The sequence below is a fragment of the Nitrospirillum amazonense genome (genome assembly GCF_029594735.1).
In the GTDB taxonomy this organism is placed as follows: domain Bacteria; phylum Pseudomonadota; class Alphaproteobacteria; order Azospirillales; family Azospirillaceae; genus Nitrospirillum; species Nitrospirillum amazonense.
This window is the reverse complement of sequence record NZ_JARPAF010000001.1, coordinates 1,265,729-1,282,929: the sequence shown is the minus strand read 5'-3', so window position 1 is coordinate 1,282,929 and position 17,201 is coordinate 1,265,729. Positions and strand designations below refer to the sequence as shown.

General features: G+C 68.3%; 13 protein-coding genes. 3 read left to right on the top strand and 10 right to left on the bottom strand.

Annotated features, from left to right (window positions below):
- Positions 1-6: 6 nt before the first annotated feature.
- From P5F91_RS05175 to P5F91_RS05165, 3 genes are all read right to left on the bottom strand, one after another.
- On the bottom strand, positions 7-2,625 hold the full coding sequence (locus P5F91_RS05175; protein ID WP_277906704.1) for an MMPL family transporter: 2,619 nt from the start codon (positions 2,623-2,625) through the stop codon (positions 7-9).
- An 83-nt stretch (positions 2,626-2,708) separates the two neighbouring features.
- Positions 2,709-4,367, bottom strand: a complete 1,659-nt coding sequence (locus tag P5F91_RS05170; RefSeq protein ID WP_145612418.1) for a CopD family protein — start codon at positions 4,365-4,367, stop codon at positions 2,709-2,711.
- A gap of 16 nt (positions 4,368-4,383) precedes the next feature.
- Positions 4,384-4,797: a copper resistance CopC family protein gene (locus tag P5F91_RS05165; RefSeq protein WP_211107025.1), complete on the bottom strand. Its 414-nt coding sequence runs from the start codon at positions 4,795-4,797 to the stop codon at positions 4,384-4,386.
- A 711-nt stretch (positions 4,798-5,508) separates the two neighbouring features.
- On the opposite strand from P5F91_RS05165, the gene ispH reads away from it, so the two are divergent.
- Together ispH and hpnH are read left to right on the top strand one after the other, a co-directional pair.
- Positions 5,509-6,429 carry a 4-hydroxy-3-methylbut-2-enyl diphosphate reductase gene (ispH, locus tag P5F91_RS05160; RefSeq protein ID WP_145612417.1) on the top strand — a complete coding sequence of 307 codons (921 nt, stop codon included), beginning with the start codon at positions 5,509-5,511 and terminating at the stop codon, positions 6,427-6,429.
- Between the two features lie 104 nt (positions 6,430-6,533).
- Positions 6,534-7,670, top strand: coding sequence for an adenosyl-hopene transferase HpnH (hpnH, locus tag P5F91_RS05155; RefSeq protein ID WP_040850176.1), 1,137 nt, complete (start codon positions 6,534-6,536; stop codon positions 7,668-7,670).
- Here hpnH and P5F91_RS05150 read toward each other — a convergent pair.
- From P5F91_RS05150 to hpnA, 7 genes are all read right to left on the bottom strand, one after another.
- Positions 7,605-8,309 carry a phosphorylase family protein gene (locus tag P5F91_RS05150; protein ID WP_186454870.1) on the bottom strand — a complete coding sequence of 235 codons (705 nt, stop codon included), beginning with the start codon at positions 8,307-8,309 and terminating at the stop codon, positions 7,605-7,607. The genes hpnH and P5F91_RS05150 overlap by 66 nt on opposite strands.
- Positions 8,310-8,430: 121 nt before the next feature.
- Positions 8,431-10,434 carry a squalene--hopene cyclase gene (shc, locus tag P5F91_RS05145; protein WP_422394445.1) on the bottom strand — a complete coding sequence of 668 codons (2,004 nt, stop codon included), beginning with the start codon at positions 10,432-10,434 and terminating at the stop codon, positions 8,431-8,433.
- 115 nt (positions 10,435-10,549) lie between these two features.
- The gene (gene hpnE / locus P5F91_RS05140; protein ID WP_277906703.1) at positions 10,550-11,839 is read right to left on the bottom strand and encodes a hydroxysqualene dehydroxylase HpnE; all 1,290 of its coding nucleotides are present in this window, start codon (positions 11,837-11,839) and stop codon (positions 10,550-10,552) included.
- Positions 11,839-12,720, bottom strand: a complete 882-nt coding sequence (gene hpnD, locus P5F91_RS05135) for a presqualene diphosphate synthase HpnD (RefSeq protein ID WP_277906702.1) — start codon at positions 12,718-12,720, stop codon at positions 11,839-11,841. The genes hpnE and hpnD overlap by 1 nt, the downstream gene beginning before the upstream one ends.
- Complete coding sequence (gene hpnC / locus P5F91_RS05130; protein WP_277906701.1) at positions 12,717-13,595, bottom strand: squalene synthase HpnC; 879 nt, start codon at positions 13,593-13,595, stop codon at positions 12,717-12,719. The genes hpnD and hpnC overlap by 4 nt, the downstream gene beginning before the upstream one ends.
- Positions 13,592-14,842, bottom strand: coding sequence for a glycosyltransferase (locus P5F91_RS05125; RefSeq protein ID WP_145612412.1), 1,251 nt, complete (start codon positions 14,840-14,842; stop codon positions 13,592-13,594). Before P5F91_RS05125 ends, hpnC begins: the two co-directional genes overlap by 4 nt.
- Positions 14,839-15,840 (bottom strand): hopanoid-associated sugar epimerase, encoded by a 1,002-nt coding sequence (hpnA, locus tag P5F91_RS05120; RefSeq protein ID WP_145612411.1) that lies wholly within the window; start codon positions 15,838-15,840, stop codon positions 14,839-14,841. Before hpnA ends, P5F91_RS05125 begins: the two co-directional genes overlap by 4 nt.
- Positions 15,841-16,339: 499 nt before the next feature.
- Here hpnA and P5F91_RS05115 point away from each other — a divergent pair, with 499 nt between their 5' ends.
- On the top strand, positions 16,340-17,131 hold the full coding sequence (locus P5F91_RS05115; RefSeq protein ID WP_277906700.1) for a hypothetical protein: 792 nt from the start codon (positions 16,340-16,342) through the stop codon (positions 17,129-17,131).
- The last annotated feature ends 70 nt before the right edge of the window (positions 17,132-17,201 follow it).

Below are 17,201 nucleotides of genomic sequence, written 5' to 3'. Positions count from 1 at the left end.
CTTAAATTATTCCGGCAGCGTCTTGGGCGGCCCCAGCAGGGCCGGCAGGAACAGCAGCGCCGTGGCCAGGATGCTGGCCAGCGAGAACACCAGCAGCTCGCCCATGCTGGCGGTGCCGGGGTGGTGGCTGGTCCACAGGCTGCCGAAGGCGGTGCCGGTGGTCAGGGCCGACAGGATGGTGGCGCGCGTCAGGCTGGAGGTCAGCGGGTTGGTCTGACCCTGCCGCCAGGCCATGACGTAATAGATGTTGAAGGCCGTGCCGATGCCGAACAGCAAGGGCAGGGCGATGATGTTGGCGAAATTGATGGGCTTGCCCGCCAGGATGGCGGCGGCCAGGGTCAGCAGCGACGCCAGCGCCAGGGGCGCCAGGGTCTTCAGCACGTCGCCCACATTGCGCAGGGTGACCGCCAGCAGGATGGTCACCAGGATCACCGCCAGTATGCCCGCCTGAAGGAAGGCGTGGATGATGGTGGCGCTGCTTTCCTGGATGCTGATGGGCGTGCCGGTGGCATCGGGGGCGATGGTCCGCACCGCCGTCACAAAGCGCTTCAGCACCCGGTTGTCGTTGCTGTCGCCTTTGGGGAAGACGGAGATGCGGGCGTGCCCGTCCGCCGCCACCCAGTCGCGCTTCAGATCCTCCGGCAGGTCCTTGAAGGTCACGGGCGTGGCCTGCAGGCTGTCGTTCACCTGGGCCAGCATGGTCTGAAGCCCAGGTTCCACCGCCTTCTGGAACAGGGGCACCACCTTTTCCGCCGGAGCGGCCAGGGCCCCCTCCAGCGCTTTCTTGAACCGCAGGGCGGAGGTGCCGGCCGGGCTGGCGGCGTCGGGGTTCAGCTTGTCCAGGGCGGCGACGATGCCGGTCATGGACTGGCGCACATCCTCGATGCTGGGGGCGGGGCGCACGTCGGTGGGCGCCAGGCTGGGGCCGATCAGCGACGCGGCGTCGGAGATGGCCGCCATCTTGGCGTCCTGGTCGGTGGGGATGTAGTCGTCCAGGGTGATGGCCTGCGCCACCTCCGGCAGCTTGGACAGCTTGTCGGCCAGGGCCCGCGCCTCATCCTCCGAATTGGCCAGCACGTCGATGGTGTTGGGCGTGAACAGGGGGTCCTTCATCAGCTCCAGCACCACCGACACCGCCTCCGTCTTGGGGCTGCGCAGGTTCAGCGGGTTGAAGTCGAAGGACAGGCGCGGCAGCAGGGCGGCACAGGCCACGGCCAGCACGGCGGCGGCGCCCAGCACCCAGCGGCGGCGGGTCAGCACCAGGCGGTCCAGGGGCGCCAGCGCCTTGTATCCCACCTCCACCTGTTCCCCTTTCGGCCGCAGCAGCATTAGCAGGGCCGGCAGGAAGGTGACGGACAGCAGGAAGGCGACACCCATGCCCACGCCGGCGATGATGCCCAGCTGCGACACGCCGCGGTAGTCGGTGGGCAGGAAGGCCAGGAAGCCGGCGGCGGTCGCCGCCGCCGCGATGGTCAGGCCGCGGCCGACGCCGCGGCCCGCGGCGGTCAGGGCCTCGGCCAGGTCGTCATGGGCCAGCCGATCGGCGCGATAGCGGACGGAGAACTGGATGCCGAAGTCCACGCCCAGGCCCACGAACAGCACGGTGAAGGCGATGGACAGCAGGTTGAAGGGGCCGGTGGCGATCAGGCCGAAGGCGGCCGTGGCGGCCAGGCCAATGACCACGGTCAGCAGGATGGCGCCCACCATGCGGAAGGACTTCACGGCCAGCCACAGCAGCACCAGCACGGCAATGCCCGTCAGGCTGCCGTTGAAGGCTGCCCCTTCGCCCAGGGTGCCGAACTCCTCGTCCGCCATGGGCACCTCGCCCGTTAGGCGGACGCGGATGCCATTTTCGGGCGTCAGGCCCAAATCCTTGGCGGTGGCGCGGATGGCGTCGGACGCCATGGCGCCCGGCTGCAGGTCGTTGAAGTCCAGCACCGGCTGCACCAGGATGAAGCGGCGCAGTTCCATAGGGTTGGGCGGCTGGCCGGATACCAGGCCGCGCCAGTTCAGGGGCACCATCTTGCCCTGGGTCGCCGCCTCCAGCGTGCCCGACAGCGCGTCGAAGGGGCGCTGAAGATCTTCCAGCCTGGCTTGGCCGTAGCTGACGCCCTGAAGATAGGTGCCCAGCGTGTCCAACAGGCCGCGCGCCGAGGGGTCGGCCGCCAGCGGCCCCAGCAGCGGCTGCGCCTGGATCAGCGACTGCATGGTGGACTGCACCTCTTCCGTGGGCAGCAGCATCAGGCCTTCGCGGTCGAAATAGGGGCCGCCATCGGGGCGGAAGACGTTGCGCACCACGTCGGTGCGCTTGCGCAGGGCGTCGGCCAGCATGCGGGTGGCGCGCTCCGCCAGTTCCGGCGTCACCCCGTCCACGACAATGGCGGTCTGCTGCACCTTCTGGGGGTACAGCTTGTCGAAGGCGATCTCGCGCTGGCGCCAGATCAGCTGCGGCGACAGCAGCTTCACGGCGTCGGTGTCGATGGCGAAGTGGGTGGCGACATGGAAGGCGGCTGCCGCTCCCAGCACCAGGCCGGCCAGCAAGGTCAGCTGCCAGCGCCGGCAGCAGGCGGCCACCAGCGCGGCCACCCGGTCGTTAAGGCCCATTTTTCCGTCGGCGCGCGCCATGTTCGCTTCCTTGCTTCCTATGTGAAAACGGGCGCCGGTCTCCCGGCGCCCGTTCCCAGATCATCAACGCCAAGGCCTTGATATCAGGCCTCGCGGTAGGCCAGCAACAACAGGCCGACCAGCACGAAGCAGGTGGGCCAGATCCAGCCGGCCCAGCGGGCGTCGCGGCCGCTGCCCCGGATCTGCATCCAGCGGGCCGCACCCGCCGCCACGCCCAGCACCGCCAGGAACAGGTGGCTGAGCTCGATCAGCAGCTGTTCCTTGATGTTGCTGATGGCGTGGTTGTGGGTCAGCAGCAGGTCGCCGCCCACGGTGGTCAGCACGGGGAAGACCAGGGCCAGGGCCTGGTTCTTCCACCGCCCGGTACGCACGCCCCATTCGAAGACGGTGAAGGCGATGATCAGCACCACGAAGGACCGGTGCTGCACCACCTCCGGATCGCGGAAGCTGTCCCAGAAGCCGACGTCGCCCATGGGCCAGGTTTCCGGATCCGACCGCAGGAACAGGAAGCCCGCCAGGATCAGGAACAACAGCGGCCAGTGCTTGGCCCAGCGCACGCCCGCCCGCTCCAGCAGGGCGAACAGGCCCACCAGCAGCACCACCAGGCCCGCCCAGTGGTGGTTGTATTCCGACCAGGCGATGTCGTCGGCGTTGCGGGGCGGCAGCTCGCCGGCGCCGGGCACGAAGGCCTGTGGCCGGTTGCTGGCCTGCTGGTCGCGCCATTCCTTGTCCAGCTTCTCCTGCAGGGCCGGAATGGCCAGGCTGTCGTGGCTGGGGCTTTCCAGGCGCGGCGGGATGACGGGGGTCATGCGCTCCACCACCTCGGCCCAGGTGGCGCGGTCGTCCGTCAGGTCGCTGGCCGGCGGCTGCGAGGTGATGGAGCCTGCCGCCAGCAGGATGGCGATGGCGAAGGCGATCTCCACCTCCACGAAGCGCCGCACGCGGGTCAGGCTTTCGCCCTGGCCGGCGGCGAAGCGGCGGATGGTGCGGAAGTTGCCCAGGCCCAGCAGCAGCAGGATGCCCAGCATGACGCCCTTGGTCGCTGCCATGGCGCCGTAGGCCGTGCCGTAAAAGCCCTGCAGGCCGCCGATGAAGCCGATGCTGATGCCGATGGCGCCCAGCACGATCAGGATGACGCCGGTGATGGACATCAGGCTGTAGCGCTGGCCGATGGCGGCACCCTCATCCCGCGACTGGGCTTGGCCCAACGACGACAGGAAGGCCGGCAGGCCGCCCAGCCACAGGCCGGCGCCCAGGATGTGCGAGAAGGTGGCCAGCAGCATCCACACGCGCTCACCCGGCCGGGCGGCGGCGTGGCTGGTGGCCAGCGAGGCGACCAGCATCAGCAGGGCCAAGGCCGTCAGCACGGCGACGCGCGGGCGGGTCATGTGGCCGCGCGCCACCACCACGATGGCGATGGCCGCCAGGACCTGGACGATGCCGGCCTCGATGAAGAAGGCCCCCGCCACCTGCAGCACCGGCATTTCCAGCGTGCCGGACAGCACCAGGGCGTTCAGCGTCAGCGAGGACAGGGTGGCAATGGCCGTGGCGATGCCGCCCCAGCGGGCGTAGCGCGCGCCGGCGTCGGCCACCGCGTCGGCGGACAGCTTCAGCTGGGCCGCCAGCGGCAGGGCCAGGCAGGTCAGGAACAGCACGCTGCCGAAGGCCATGGTCATGGCCACCAGGTTGATGCCGTTCAGGACAACGGTCAGGTAACCGAAAATATCGACAAGGGTATCCACGTGCGGCAGGCCCCGATTACGGCTGGGTCACGGTGAACGGGATGTCGCCGCGGGTGGTATGCCCGTCCACGGCCAACACCTGCCAGCGCAGCTTGTAGCTGCCGGCGAAGGGCAGGGTGACCTGACCCGCCAGCGTCTCGTCATCCGGGCTTTCGGACATGGTCACCGGCACCTCGGTCTTATCGGCGGCGATGACGGTCAGCTTGGACCGGGCGCGGTCGATTCGGCTGTTGAAATGCACCTTCAGGACGTTGCCGCCCACGCCCAGCGTGTCGTTCACCTTGGGATTGCTGTCAATGACGATGGCGTGGGCCTGGGCTGCCGCCGGGACCAGCAGGGGCGCCAGCGCGGCACCCGCCAGGGCCATCAGGCCAAGGACCAGGAAGGGCCGGCGGGTGGGGCGGGAAACGGGGGGCCGTACGGTCGACACGGGGGGTGTTCTCCTCTGGGAACCACGAAAACAGGGGGGCGGCCGGCCGCCGCCCGCGTTCGAAAAAGGGGGCGGAGCCGTCGGGCTGGGGCGGATGGGCCACCGCCGGGGCCGGTCCGCGTCCGTCAGGCGACGTTCTACCGGGCCGGTGTCGGGCGCGACAGCGTCTATGTCAATTCTTTCCGTCATCGTCCCGGCTGTGGCGACGGAGATCAAGCATCATGCATAGCGCATCTGGGTCGCATCTGGGGCTGTGGAGGTTGCGCCGCGCGTGACGTTTTGTTGCATATGCGTTGTCGGCCCATACGCTATCACTGGGGAAAGGGCTTTAACGCCCCGTATAGCCTTCCCGCCGGAAGATGTTTGCGTTTTCTGTCCACTAAAGATGCCATTAGCTAAGGTCTAGGCCACCCGTTGCCGCGATGCCACACGTGAAGCGCAGATCGCTCAAGCAATCGCCACGCATTGGCACGCGTTAAATTTTGTGCAAGTCTGGCCTGACCATAGGGCGGTGGCGGATTCGATTGGCACAGGTATCTATCGCCGGTGTTCGATCGAGGCGGGGGGTCGGTTTTACCATCCGTAGCCAATATGGACCTGGCGGACCCTGTCCGGCGGGGGACAGTTGGTATCGCTAACATGTTGAAGTGGGATGCCCCGGCGGGTCCGTTGCGGACGATGGACTTGGGGTGTCTTCCAGGGGTTTCCGCAATGCAGGTAGTTCTCGCCCAGCCGCGGGGCTTCTGCGCCGGAGTGATCCGCGCCATCGACATTGTCGAGCGGGCGCTGGAACGCCACGGCGCACCCGTTTATGTGCGGCATGAGATTGTCCATAACCAGCACGTGGTCGAAGGGTTGCGGGCCAAGGGGGCCCGGTTCGTCGAGGATTTGTCGGAGGTGCCGGCCGGCGCCCTGACCATTTTCAGCGCCCACGGCGTATCGCGCGCCGTGGAGGCGGAGGCGGAGGCGCGTGAGCTGCGCGTCATCGATGCCACCTGCCCGCTGGTGTCCAAGGTGCATGCGGAGGGCAAGCGCTACGTGGCGCAGGGCCGGACCGTCATCCTCATCGGCCATGCCGGTCACGCCGAGGTGGAAGGCACCCTTGGCCAGATACCGGGCGATACATATCTGGTGTCCAGTGTCGATGACGTGGAGGCCCTGCCCCTGGCGGCGGAGACGCCCGTCGCCTATGTGACGCAGACGACGCTCAGCGTGGATGACACGCGGTCGGTGATCGCGGCGCTGAAGCACCGATTCGTGGATATTCTGGGTCCTGAGACCAAAGACATCTGCTACGCCACGCAGAATCGGCAGGCCGCGGTGCGGGAACTGGCCAAGGTGGCCGATCTTATCTTGGTAGTTGGGTCGGCAAACAGTTCCAATTCCAACCGCCTGCGGGAAATTGGTGAGGAACTGGGCGTGCCCAGTTACCTTGTCCCTGACGAACGCGCCATCGACCCCGCCTGGCTGGCGGGATGCGGTGTGGTGGGCGTCACAGCCGGCGCCTCGGCGCCGGAAGTACTGGTGGACGGTGTGATCGCGGCGCTGCGGCGCCTGGGTCCCATCGAATTGTCGACATTGCCGGGCATCGTGGAAGACGTTCAATTCCGCCTGCCGGAAACGCTGGCCTGACGCGCACGCCGGTTGGTGGTCTTTTGCCCGCCAATTCGGTAGACAAAATGTTTCAACCCGCGCCGCCGCGGTTAATGGCGCTGGGGTTCAAGGAGATTGAAGGCATGGGTATTCCGCTGCATCAGGTCGTCCGTATCGGCTCGTATCTTCTCAAGAAGCGGCTGACGGGCGTGAAGCGCTATCCCTTGGTCCTCATGCTGGAACCGCTGTTCCGGTGCAATCTGGCCTGTGCCGGCTGCGGCAAGATCGACTACCCGGATGAGATCCTGAACCAGCGGCTGCCGCTGGAGGATTGCCTGTCGGCGGTGGATGAGTGCGGCGCGCCCGTGGTGGTGATCGCCGGCGGCGAGCCGCTGCTGCACAAAGAAATCGACCAGATGGTCGAAGGCATCATCGCGAAGAAGAAGTACGCCATCCTCTGCACCAACGCGCTGCTGATGGAAAAGAAGCTGGACCTGTTCAAGCCCAGCCCGTACTTCACCTGGTCGGTGCACCTGGACGGCGACCGCGAGGCGCATGACAAGTCGGTCTGCCAGAAGGGCACCTACGACCGCGCCGTCGCGGCCATCAAGGCGGCGAAGGATCGCGGCTTCCGTGTCAGCATCAATTGCACCTTCTTCAACGACGCCGATCCGGAGCGCGTGGCCCGCTTCTTCGACAGCGTCATGGAAATGGGCGTGGAGGGCATCACCGTCTCGCCGGGCTACGCTTATGAGCGTGCGCCCGACCAGCAGCACTTCCTGAACCGCACGGCCACCAAGAACCTGTTCCGCGAGGTCTTCAAGCGCGGCAACGGTGGCAAGAACTGGCGGTTCAACCAGTCGACCATGTTCCTGGACTTCCTGGCCGGCAACCAGGAATACCACTGCACCCCGTGGGGCAACCCCTGCCGCACCTACTTCGGCTGGCAGCGTCCCTGCTACCTCCTGGGCGAAGGCTATGCCAAGACCTTCAAGGAGCTGATGGAGGAGACGGAGTGGGACAAGTACGGCACCGGCAACTACGAGAAGTGTGCCGACTGCATGGTCCATTGCGGGTATGAGGCGACCGCCGTCACCGACACCCTGGCCAACCCGCTGAAGGCCGCCTGGGTCGGCCTGCGCGGCGTGAAGACCAGTGGCGACATGGCGCCGGAAATCAGCCTGGCCAACCAGCGCCCGGCTGAGTTCGTCTTCTCACGCCATGTCGAGAAGGCGCTGGCTGACATCCGCGCGCGCGACGCCAGCAAAGCCGCCGAGTAAGGCCTTAAACGCCGCCTCGGAATCCCGGGCCAGCCGCAGCAGTTGCGGGATCTGGCCCGGCTGACGCCACAGGGACGCCAGGATCCGGAACGGGTCCGGCGTCCCGTTGTGTTTCAGGGGGGCAGTCGCCGCCGGCGGCAGGGTCATGTGGGCCGGATCGCACACGGCACGCAACACCGCCACCGGCACGCCGAAGCGGGCCCCCACCCGGGCCGCGATCTGGGATTCGGTGTCGACCGCCGCCGCCCCTGTGGCCGCGAACAGGGCCTGCTTGCCCGCCACCGTGTTGATGATGCGTTCCTGCCCGGCCACCGGCGCCACCATGGCCCGGGGCAGCGCGTCGGCCAAGCCCGCCGTCCAGCCGGGATCGGGCAGGAAGTCGCCGCCGTCGGTGACGATGCGGTTGGCGACGACCAGGGTACCGGGTTCCAGCCCGGGCTGCAGGCCGCCGGCCAGTCCGAAGCTGAGGAAGCCGCAGGCGCCGGGGGCATGGGCCGTCAGTTCCCGTTCCGTCCGCTCAAGATCGCCGGCGCTGACCAGCGGCAGCCAGCCGCGACCCTGCGCGATGGCCGCCTCCCGCTTCAGGCCGGTGACGACGATGATGGGGCGCGCCATGACGCGCCGCTGAGCCTGGACCATGACCATTTTCCGAACTCGTAAAAACAAAACGCCTGGAAGGTTGACCTTCCAGGCGTCTTTATTACCCGCAGTCGCGGCGATTTACAGTTTTAAAAAGGGCCTTTTACAGGCGTCCTTTTCGTCAAAGGCCGACGCTGACCAGCTTGCTGTTGCTGTTGGACAGGTTGCGGTAGCGCGCCATGGCCCACAGGGGGAAGTACTTCGAATAGCCGTGGTAGCGCAGGTAGAAGATACGGGGGAAGCCGCCGCCGCTGTAATACTCTTCCTTCCACAGGCCATCCTCGCCCTGGTTGCGCGTCAGCCAGTCAATGCCGCGCGCAACGGCCGGATGCTCCATGGCACCGGCCGCCATCAGGCCCAGCAGGGCCCACGCGGTCTGCGAGGCGGTGGAGGGGAAGGGCTGGTAGCCGCTGTAATCCAGGGCATAGCTCTCGCAATCCTCCCCCCAGCCGCCATCGGGGTTCTGGATCTGCACCAGCCAGTCCACGGCCCGCTTCATGGCGGGATGGTCGGGCGGCAGGCCGGCGGCGTTCAGGCCGTTCAGGGCCGACCAGGTGCCATAGATGTAATTGACGCCCCAGCGGCCGAACCAGCTGCCGTCCTTCTCCTGCTCTTTCAGCAGGTAGTCGACGCCTTCCCGCATGGCCTTGCCGTCCTTGTCGGCGCCCAGCTGGGCCATCATGCCCAGGCAGCGGCCGGTGACGTCGGAGGTGGGCGGGTCCAGCAGGGCGCCATGGTCGGAGAAGGGGATGTAGTTCAGGTAGTAGTGGGTGTTGTCGGCGTCGAACGCCCCCCAGCCGCCGTTGCGGCTCTGCAGGCCTTCCACCCATTCGGCGCCGCGCGCCACCGTCATGTCGTAGTCGGCGGGCAGGCCGGCCGCGGCCAGCTGCGGCTGGGCACGGTTGAAGGCCATCACCACCACGGCGGTGTCGTCCAGGTCGGGGTAATGGTCGTTGCCGTACTGGAAGGCCCAGCCGCCGGGGCGGACGTTCGGGCGCTGGTCGGCCCAGTCGCCCTTCACGTCCAGCACCTGCTCACCTTTCAGCCATTCCAGGGCCTGGCCGGTGCGGGCCAGCGCCTCGTCGGTGCCCACTTCCAGCATGGCATGGCACAGCAGGCTGGTGTCCCACACGGGGCTGACACAGGGCTGGCAGAAGGCCTCATCCCGCGCCTCGTCGATCACCAGCAGCTTCTCGATGGCGTAACGGGCGGTCGCGACCTCAGGATGCTTGGGCGACCAGCCCAGCAGGTCGAACATCATGACGGTGTTGGCCATGGCGGGGTAGATGGCGCCCAGGCCATCCTCGCCATTCAGGCGCTCCCGCACGAAGGCCACCGCCTTCTCGATGGCCTTGTCGCGGCTCTTCTTGGGGAAGTAGGGCTGGACCACGCGCAGCACGCGATCGACGACGCCGAAGATTTCGCCCCAGGGCTTCTTGACGTGCGGCGCCTTGGGCCAGGACTTCACCTGGTCGGCCGGCACCAGGAACAGCTCATCGATGCGCAGGTTGCGCGGGTTCTTGGCCTTGGACTTCAGCGCCATCAGGACCAGCAGCGGCACGATGACGGTGCGCGCCCAATAGCTGATCTTGGTCAGGTGGAAGGGGAACCACCTGGGCAGCAGCATGATTTCCACCGGCATCACCGGCACGGCGGTCCACGGCACGGCGCCGAACTGCGCCAGCATGATGCGGGTGAAGACGTTGCTGGCCGCCGCCCCGCCGTTGTCGCGGATGGCCTGGCGGGCGCGGGCCATGTGCGGCGCGTCGATGTCGTCGCCGATGGCCTTCAGCGCGAAGTAGGCCTTTACGCTGGCGCTGATGTTGAACGCGCCGTTGTGGAACAGGGGCCAGCCGCCATGGCTGCCCTGGATGCGGCGCAGGTAGTTGCCGATGCGGCGCGCGATCTCCGGATCCGGCTCCTCACCCAGGTGGTGCTTCAACAGGATGTATTCGGCAGGAATGGTGGCGTCCGCCTCCAGGTCGAACACCCAGTGGCCGTCTGCCGCCTGGCGGTCCATCAGGACGCGGGCCGCGCGGTCGATCGACTGCTGCAGCACCCCTTCGTTGACGCGGGCCGAAGCGGCGCCGGTGCCGACGAAATCGGCTTCCATACGAACATCCATGACCAAGCGACCTCTACAAACGCGACTTAACCTGAAGCGGGATGATTCAACAAACGCCAAGCCGGGCTGTGCGCCAGCGCACACCTCAACCTCATGCCTGAAATGCTCAGGCGGCTCACCGTGCGGTCAGGATCGCATCCGCAGCAGTGAATCCTGAACGTATGGCGCCTTCGATGGTGGATGGCAATCCGGTAGCGGTCCAATCCCCTGCCAGCGCAAGGTTTTTTCCGGCCGCCGTTGCATTCGGGCGACGCTTTGCCTGTTCTGGCAGTGCGGCAAAGGTGGCCCGTTTCTCCTTCACCACCTGCCACGGAGGCAGCGGTGTGGTGGGATCGAGGTTGGCGAGGGCGGCGATCTCACCCCAAATGGCGCGCGCCGTCTCTTCCCGGTCCGACTCCATCAGGCGGTCGGCACCGCTGACCGTGACGGACACATGGTCGTCATAGGCGAAGGCCCATTCGCCCACGGTGTTGATCATGCCCGTCATCCGGGGCATGCCCGCCGGCCGGTCCAGGCGGAAATGAACGTTCAGGATGGAGCGGTGTTCCGTCGGCGTCGTCAGGCCGGGCAGCAGGTCGGCCGCCACCCAGGCCGGCACCGCCAGCACCACCCGGTCCTCCGGCTTCAGCTCAATCGTTTCGGTGCCGAAATCAAGGGCTGTGACCAGTTGGTCCACACGGGTGAGGGCGCGCAGGCGGCGGCGCCATATGATCTCCGCCCCCTGCGCCGCCAGCCACTCCAGTGCCGGGTCGACGAAGACGGGCGACAGGCCGCCGCTGGCCAGCAGGGGTTGATAGGCCGCACCGCCCTGGGCCAGCGTCTCGCGGATGATGGCGCCGGCCAGGCCCGCGGCCGACTGCTCCGGCTCGGTATTGAGCGCCGCCAGCAGGACCGGGCGGAAGAAGGTGTCCCAGGCGGGGCCGGAACAGGCCAGCACCTCACCGATGGGGGCCAGCGGGTCGGCCCGCATCAGCTTCCACCCGGCCAGGTAGTCGCTGGCCTTGGTCCCCGGCACGCGGCGCGAGGGCACCAGGGCCCACCACGGCAGCTTGCCGTCGTTGGGCCGCACCTGCCAGCGCCGGCCGGTGGCCCCGTCCCAGAACCGGTATTCCACCTTTTCCAGTGCCGGTTCCCGGCCAGGCCCGTGCGTGGCGCGCAAATAGGCCATGGCGGCGTGATTGCCGCTGACCATCAGGTGGCTGCCATTGTCGATGCGGATACCCAGGTTGGGCTCATCATATGAGCGGCAGCGGCCGCCGGCCTGGGCCGCCGCCTCATACAGGCGCACGCGGCGCCCGGCCTGGGTCAGGCGCACGGCGGCAGCCAGGCCGGCCAGGCCGGCGCCGACGACATGCACGGTCGGCCCGGGGGAGGAAGCCCCGGGGGAAGGAAGGGGGGTGGTCATCAGAACAGGAAGGCCTTCAGCACGATCCACAGCAGGTGCGGCTTGGCGATGCGGACCTTGGGGCGGGGCCCGGCCCAGCCGCGCACCAGCAGCCGGTCCAGGTACACCTTGTAGACGTCCCTCATCAGGCGCGGGGCCCGGGCGGCGCGGCGGGGGGGGGCCGCCAGCAGCCGGTCGGCCTCGCGGAAATGCTCGGCGGCCCGCACCGCCAGGTCGCGCGCCACGCCATCGATGCGCGGGTCGGCCACCACGGTGTTGGGGTCGGTGGCGGTGATGCCGTGCTTGCGCAGCAGCTCGGCCGGCAGGTACAGCCGGTTGATCGCCGCATCCTCGTCCACGTCGCGCAGCACGTTGGTCAGCTGCAGCGCGCGGCCCAGATGGTGGGACAGGGCGATGCCGCTGTCCTCCGGCATGCCGAAGACACGGACGGACAGGCGGCCCACGGCGCTGGCCACCCGGTCGCAGTACAGATCCAGGGTGGCCATGTCCGGCGCCTGGATGTCGGCGTCCAGATCCATCTGCATGCCGTCGATGACGGCGATGAAATCGTCATGGCGCAGGCCGAAGCGCAGGGTGGCGGCCTGCAGGCCGGCCAGCTTGGCGGGGCCCTTGCCCTCGCACACGGCGGCGATGTCGCGCCGCCATGTGTCCAGCGCCTCGCGCCGAGCCGCCTTGGTGGCGGCGATGGTCGGGTCGTCGCCGTCGGCGATGTCGTCCACCGCGCGGCAGAAGGCGTAGATATGGAACATGGCGTCGCGTTCCGCCGGGGGCAGGACGCGCATGGCGGTGTAGAACGAGCTGCCGCTGGCCGACTTGGCCGCGGTCTCGTTCTGGCCCGGGATATTGGGATTGGTCTCGGTCATCTCGGCGGCCAGGCTCATGGCTTTTTCCCCGCCGGCACGGCGCGGGTGCCGCCGCCGGTCATGCGCTGCCACAGGGTCGACAGGGTGGCGCCGGCGGCGGTGCACAGCGTTTCCATCTTGGTCAGGTGCACCCGGTCCGACAGCGGGTCGCGGATCAGCAACAGGCGCACCAGGCGGCGGGCCAGGCGCTGGATGATGGCGACCTCGATGGCCAGCCGCAGATCCTTCACCTGGGCGGCCAGCGGCTCAGCCTGATCCAGCAGGGCGTCGGTGCGCTTGGCCAGGTGGTGGATAATGTCCAGCAAGGCCGGCGGCGCCACCGGCTCCAGCAGCACGTCGGGCGTTAGGTCACCCGCGATCAGCAGGGGCAGGGGGATGTAGACGCGGTCCAGCGCCCGCTTGTCCTTGCCGCAGTCCTGCAGGTGGTTGATGACCTGCAGGGCGGCGCACAGGGCGTCCGATGCCGGCCATGTGTCGCGGCTTTCCCCATGCACGTCCAGGACGTAGCGGCCCACCGGCATGGCGGAATACCGGCAATAGTCCATCAGGTCGTCCCAGTCGGTGTAGCGCAGCTGGGTGACGTCGCGGCGGAAGGCGGTCAGCAGGTCGTGGGCGTGCTGGTCGGACAGGCCCCGCTCGCGCAAGACCTCGCGCAGGGCCACGGCCTCCGGCTCGTTCTCCCGCTCGCCGCGCAGGCTGGCGCCCATGGCGTCCAGCAGCTTCAGCTTCATATCCGGCGCCAGGATGGGGCTGTCCGAGACGTCGTCGGCCACGCGCGCGAAGGCGTAATAGGCCATCACCGGCGCCCGGGCGTCCCGGCGGATGATCAGCGAGGCGACGGGGAAGTTCTCGTCCTTGTGACCCTTGCCGGTGCGGTGGTTGGCTGCCGTCATGGCGCGGTGGTTCCGTTCTGACCCGATGAGTGCACCGGATGCACGTGCTGGGCCTGGGCGCGCCCTTTCCACATGCCGCCACGGCCCAGCCAATGCTGGACCGCGCTGTCCACGGTCCACACGGTATAGACGATGCCGATCAGCGGCAAGGTGACGGCCCGCATAGGCGACAGGCGATAGAACACCTGGATGGGGGCGAAGCTGGCCAGCATGAGGCCGACGGCGAGCGCGCCGAAGATGCCCGCCGCCTCCCGGTTGAACAGGGCCAGCAGCACGGGCGCCACATAGGTCAGCAGCATGCCCAGCACGGTACCCGCCAGCAGCGCCGGGGAATAGTTCAGCTGCGCGTAGGCGCTGCGGATGACCATGCGGCGGATGTCGTCCACCTTGTCATAGGCGCGCAGGCTGACGGCGCGGTCGCTGAGGCCCAGCCAGATGGAGCCTTGCGTCTTCAGGCGGCGGCCCAGGGCGCAATCGTCGATCAGGGCGTCGCGGATGCTGTCGATGCCGCCCGCGCGCGCCAGGGCCTGGCGGTCCACCAGCATGCAGCCGCCGGCCGCCGCCGCCACGGTGGATCCGCTGTCGTTCACCCGGCCGAAGGGGTACAGCATCTGGAAGAAGTAGATGAAGGCGGGGATGAAGGCCCTTTCCGCCCAGCTTTGGCAGCGCAGCTTGGCCATCAGGCTGACCAGCACGCGGTTTTCCGTCTGGGCGCGGGTGACCAGGCGGGTCAGCGTGTCGGGGGCGTAGGCGATGTCGGCGTCGGTCAGCCACAGGTAATCGGGCGGGAAGTCGCCTTCCTGCGCATGCGCGATGCCCTGGCGCACGGCCCACAGCTTGCCCGTCCAGCCCGGCGCCAGGTCCGCCCCGGTCAGAACGGTGAGCGTGGCGGTGGACCCGGACGTTTCCGCCGCGTGACGGGCCAGGTCGGCGGTGCCGTCGTCGCTGCCGTCGTCGACCAGCACGATGTTCAGGGCGCCGGGGTAATCCTGCGCGCCCAGGGACGCGATCACCTGGGCGATGCCGTCAGCCTCGTTGCGGGCGGGGATGATGGCGGTGACGGAGGGCCAGCCGCCCTCCAGCCCGCCATGGCCATGAGCTGGGCCGCTGGGCAGATCCCCCGGCCTGTTGGCCGGCACCACCGCCATGTCGTCCCGTTCCAGCCCCAGCCAGAACAGGCCGCGGGCGAAGACGAGGACCACCCAGATCGCCAGGCTGATGAGGCCAATGAGGAAGATCAGGCTCATGCAAGGTACCCCGCGGTCTTGAACCAGGTGAGGGCGTCGGCCAGGGCCTGGCCGTAGGGCCGGGCGGTATAGCCCAACTCGGCCTCGGCCTTGGCCGAGGAAAAGAACATGCGGTATTTGGACATACGCAGGCCGTCCACGGTTACGAAGGGCTCGCGCTTGGTCACCTTGGCCACCGCTTCCGCCACCACGGCGATGGGCAGGATCAGGCCGCGCGGCACCGCCACCGTGGGCGGTTTGCGGCCCACCAGCCGGGCGATGTCAGCCAGCATTTGCTGCAAGGAGACGTCCTGGCCGCCCAGGATGTAGCGTTCGCCCACCCGGCCCTTCTCGAAGGCCAGCAGATGGCCCTCGGCCACGTCGTCCACATGCACCAGGTTCAGGCCGGTGTCGACGAAGGCCGGCATCTTGCCGGTCGCGGCCTCGACGATGATGCGGCCGGTAGGGGTGGGGCGCAGGTCACGGGGGCCGATGGGGGTGGACGGATTGACAATGACGGCCGGCAGGCCATCCTTGGCCACCATGTCCAGCACCGCCTGTTCCGCCAGGATCTTGCTGCGTTTATAGGCGCCGATGGCGGCGTCCGGGGCCATCACCGCGCGTTCGTCCACCGCGACGCCATCGGTGCGGGGGGCCAGCACGGCCACGCTGCTGGTGTAGACCACGCGCTTCAGGCGGTGGCGCACCGCCAGTTCCATGATGGCGCGGGTGCCGCGCAGGTTGTTCTGGACGATCTCTTCCGGGTTGGGCGCCCAGAGGCGGTAGTCGGCCGCCACATGCAGCAGGGCGTCCGCCCCGTCCATGCCGCGCGTCAGGCTGTCCGGGTCGTTCAGGTCGCCTTCCACCACCCGCACGTCCAGGCCGGCCAGGTTGGTCGGTGGCGTCGCGGCGCGCTTCAGCACGGTGACGTCGTGCCCACGCGCCAAGGCCACACGGGCCACGGCCGCGCCGACGAATCCCGTCGCCCCGGTGATGAACAGTCGCTGCTTATCGGCCATCGGCCTTACGGTCCCCATCAATGCTTTGGTTGGGCTTTGGTCGGCACCCATCAATCGGCGCGGACCATATCACTTCCCTGGTGCGGAGGGGAAAGGGTTGGGCACCGGCGTCCGGCGGATGGCTGGCCTGCTGCGGCGCCGATGCCACAGGTGCGCCGCCGCCGCCAGGGCCGCCGGCGCCCAGCGGACGGCTAAGTATTTAACGGTATGTTAACTACTGTCGGCCACGCTGATGATGCGGGATTTCCTGTAAATGTTGCATCGCGAATGGGCGCCCGCCCGTACTCGCCATCCCATCTCATCTACAATATCATCTGACCATTCGGTTATGTGCGTCCAATACTGATTGACCCGCCGGTCAGGATGCATTGTGCTCATGGTTGTAGGAGGGGCTGGTGGAATCACGGTGATGCCATCAGTCGAATTTCCAGCAAGCGAGGTGGGTTGTCCCGAGGCGTCGCGCCTGCGGGACCTTGAAACGATCCGGGGGATTTGAGAGATGCGCGTGAAGGTCCAGTTTTTGTTGCCTGTCATTGGTGTTGCCGCCCTGGGCGGCGTGCTGGTGGCCGCTGGCCAGGTGGGCCAGGACCGGGTGGCGCGGGTTGCCCAGTCGCTGGACCAGGCGCGGACCACGCTGGTGCAGGCCACGGACGTGCGGGCCATCAGCCGCGCCGTGCAGCGCGACGCGCTGAACACCCTGCTGGAACCGGCGGCCGATCGCGGTACCTTTGTCGAGCGCGCATCCGCGCGGCTGACGGAGATGGGGCTGCTGGTCGCCGGCCTGCGCGACCGGGCCGCCGACGCGGCCTTCCTGGCGCCGCAGGCCCAGGCCCTGACGGAAATGACGGCCATGGTGACGGCCGTGCGCGGCGGTGACGAGGCCGGTGCCTTGACCCGCCTGCGCACCACCGTGGGCCCGCTGGACGCCCAGGCCGCCGGCCTGGCCCGGGCCTTCATCGAGACCCAGGGCCAGGTCCTGGACGGCTTGGCGGCCGACGCCGGCCGCCTGCAGGCGCGCACCATCCGCCTGACGGCCTGGGGTGGCGTGCTGGGTACGGCCGCGGCCATGATGATGAGCGCCCTGTTCCTGCTGGCGCTGCTGCGCCGCCCCTTGGCCCGCTGGGCCGGGGCCGGAAACGACGATCTGCGCGCCGTTATGGCCGCCGCCGCCCGGGGGGATGAACTGGGCGACTGGGCTCGCGCCCTGGTGGCTTTGCGCGACCAGGCCAAGGGGCGGGACCGCCGCCCGGCCATCGCCATGCAAAGCAAACCCACGGCGCTGGCCGCCTAAGGCCGGCCGGGTCCAAAAGACCCAAGTTCCGAAAGATATGGATAAGGCCCGGGAGTCCCCCGACTCCCGG

What these genes read in the sequence shown, in the direction of transcription:
- P5F91_RS05175 (WP_277906704.1), bottom strand. Translation starts at nt 2,625, where the DNA reads ATGGCGCGCGCCGACGGAAAAATGGGCCTTAACGACCGGGTGGCCGCG.
- ispH (WP_145612417.1), top strand. Translation starts at nt 5,509, where the DNA reads ATGCAGGTAGTTCTCGCCCAGCCGCGGGGCTTCTGCGCCGGAGTGATC.
- hpnH (WP_040850176.1), top strand. Translation starts at nt 6,534, where the DNA reads ATGGGTATTCCGCTGCATCAGGTCGTCCGTATCGGCTCGTATCTTCTC.
- P5F91_RS05150 (WP_186454870.1), bottom strand. Translation starts at nt 8,309, where the DNA reads ATGGTCCAGGCTCAGCGGCGCGTCATGGCGCGCCCCATCATCGTCGTC.
- shc (WP_422394445.1), bottom strand. Translation starts at nt 10,434, where the DNA reads ATGGATGTTCGTATGGAAGCCGATTTCGTCGGCACCGGCGCCGCTTCG.
- hpnE (WP_277906703.1), bottom strand. Translation starts at nt 11,839, where the DNA reads ATGACCACCCCCCTTCCTTCCCCCGGGGCTTCCTCCCCCGGGCCGACC.
- hpnD (WP_277906702.1), bottom strand. Translation starts at nt 12,720, where the DNA reads ATGAGCCTGGCCGCCGAGATGACCGAGACCAATCCCAATATCCCGGGC.
- hpnC (WP_277906701.1), bottom strand. Translation starts at nt 13,595, where the DNA reads ATGACGGCAGCCAACCACCGCACCGGCAAGGGTCACAAGGACGAGAAC.
- P5F91_RS05125 (WP_145612412.1), bottom strand. Translation starts at nt 14,842, where the DNA reads ATGAGCCTGATCTTCCTCATTGGCCTCATCAGCCTGGCGATCTGGGTG.
- hpnA (WP_145612411.1), bottom strand. Translation starts at nt 15,840, where the DNA reads ATGGCCGATAAGCAGCGACTGTTCATCACCGGGGCGACGGGATTCGTC.
- P5F91_RS05115 (WP_277906700.1), top strand. Translation starts at nt 16,340, where the DNA reads ATGCGCGTGAAGGTCCAGTTTTTGTTGCCTGTCATTGGTGTTGCCGCC.